At 37.2% G+C, this 2274-nt stretch carries 2 protein-coding genes; both read left to right on the top strand.

The window, feature by feature from the left end; translation table 11 throughout:
• Positions 1-1098: glycoside hydrolase family 19 protein (locus tag OVA10_RS22860; protein WP_442787986.1), on the top strand; the 1098-nt coding region annotated here is incomplete at its 5' end.
• A 5-nt stretch (positions 1099-1103) separates the two neighbouring features.
• Entirely contained in the window at positions 1104-1928 is an 825-nt protein-coding gene (locus OVA10_RS22855; RefSeq protein WP_268196927.1) for an FG-GAP repeat protein, read from the top strand.
• Positions 1929-2274: the final 346 nt, after the last annotated feature.

Below are 2274 nucleotides of genomic sequence, written 5' to 3'. Positions count from 1 at the left end.
AACATGACGCTGAATAAGGCACCGGAGAGTTTTGACCTGATTGATGGCATAAAACAACCGGATAACGTGGTGAAGGGGATTCTGGAGCAGTTGTATAAAGCGGCACAGGATGAAACGCGTACCACTCATGCCCTGAACAAATATAACTACCAGCGATTGCTGGAGATGATCGACAGTAACCAGGACGGCTATTACTCGGAACAGGAATATCTTCAGGCAGTTCACAATGTTTCCTACCGGGACCACCTGTACCGTGTGATAGCGAAGCACGCCAGTGAATGGTACTACGGCAAGGATGACCCGCTCTGGAAGACATACCTGGATACGTTAACCAGGGATGCACCGTTATGGAAAACGTATCTGGAATCGTTTCTGGATAAGATGACATGGATGAAGGCAGTGTCGGAAAAGGGTGTGGTACTGGGGCCGGAGCCGTGGCATATGCATCCGATTGCATTTTTATCAGCTTTATTATCCGATGGTGATCAACTTATTACATACGAGCAATTAAAATTAATGCTCCCTTCCGATAGTGAAGGTAAGGTTAGTATTTATCTGGAACCGCTGAATGAAACTATGAAATTATTTGAAATAAATACACCTTTACGAAAATCGCATTTTATGGCTCAGATTCTCCACGAAACAGGTTTTTTCAGATATACAGAAGAAACTGCTTCGGGAAATGCTTATGAAGGTCGCAGTGATCTTGGTAATACTCATGCCGGAGATGGTCCACTATTTAAAGGCAGGGGGTTGTTACAGATTACTGGCCGTGATAATTACACAAAGTGCCAGGAATATCTCAGGACTAAGCTTAATGACAGTACGTTTGACATAACATCGTCAGTGTCTAGAGCAAAACAGTTATCAGAAAATCCACGGTATGCCGCATTAGCATCTGGATATTTTTGGAAGTATATAAAACCTAAGTTAAACGCTACGGCTGATAGGGACGATATTTATTGGGTTTCAGTTTATGTCAATGGATGGGCGGTGCAAGAGCATCCTTATTATCCAGACAAAGCTAGAGAGCCGAATCATATGGATGATCGAGTTAATAAATTATCTATCGCCAAGAATGCATTTGGTCTGGAGTGAGTTTAATGAAAAAAATATCGTTATTATTAACTGTATGCGCATTGCCATTATTTTGTAGTGCTTCGGACGTGATGAATACTGATTATTCAGTTTCTTCGATGTATAGTGGGACCATTGGGAAGAGTAATATTACAATGAATCTTGTTACTTCCGGAGATACTGTCTCTGGAAGTTATATATATGATAAATATAAAAATAGAATCTTGTTAAACGGAGTGGTAAATTCTAATTCTATTGAGTTAAAAGAAAAGACAAGTAACGGCACAGCTGCTATAACACTTGTTCATACAGATAATGGTTATACAGGTAAGTGGTGTGATAAAAAATGTGTTCCCGTAACAATTCAAAACAATAATTCATTCAAAGACGGTGAGTTGAAAGATATTAAGTCTGATGATTCTGATATAGGCTCCTATAAAATAAATTTGGCATTTAAAAATAAAAATGAAAGCATAATTGTTACTGATGCTATAGATCCACCATCTTTGGAGTTTGTGGATATTAATGGTGATGGTTTTTACGACTTGGTAGTCAGAACGGATCATCGTCCAAATAATGGAAGTCAGACTGTTTATCTCTCAGGTGATAATGGATTGACTGAAGATGAGAACTTATCAAAAGTAAATGGCACTCTTGTATATAATCCTTATAAAAAACTCATTACTTTTAACTCAAAAGACGATTGCTGCAATAAATTTAATAAAATTATTTACTTTTTTGATAATGGTAAAGCAGTGAAGGTTGATAACATATTCTTTGACTATTCATCTAACGAAGGTAAAAATTCCAGAGGTGATAATATTTCAAAGGATAAATTCGAGGCTTACTAAATTTTTTCAAGAGTAAATTTGGTAGGGCCGTAGCATTAGACCATTCTGTAAACTGTCCTGCTTATGTTATTCCTGATTTTTAAAAAACAATTGAAAACTTCCATGCCAATAATCCTGCTGTAAGTTTAGACCCACAAACAAGGGGGATGAGAGCGGAGTAAATGAAAACAAACTACTGGAAGAGTATAAATTAACCGGGAGAATGACAGATTATTCTGCTCGGTTTAATTCATTAAAGGCAAGGTTATGATAAAGCCAAGTTTCTTAAATGTTATTATTTTGACTATCTTTACTACGAATGTAAGTTATGCTGATATAGAAATAAAATCTCCAGAAGGAGGTCGTT

Origin of the sequence: Lelliottia sp. SL45 (assembly GCF_026672535.1) — a bacterium.
Classification (GTDB): Bacteria; Pseudomonadota; Gammaproteobacteria; order Enterobacterales; family Enterobacteriaceae; genus Enterobacter; species Enterobacter nimipressuralis.
This window is presented reverse-complemented; position numbering and strand designations above follow the sequence as displayed.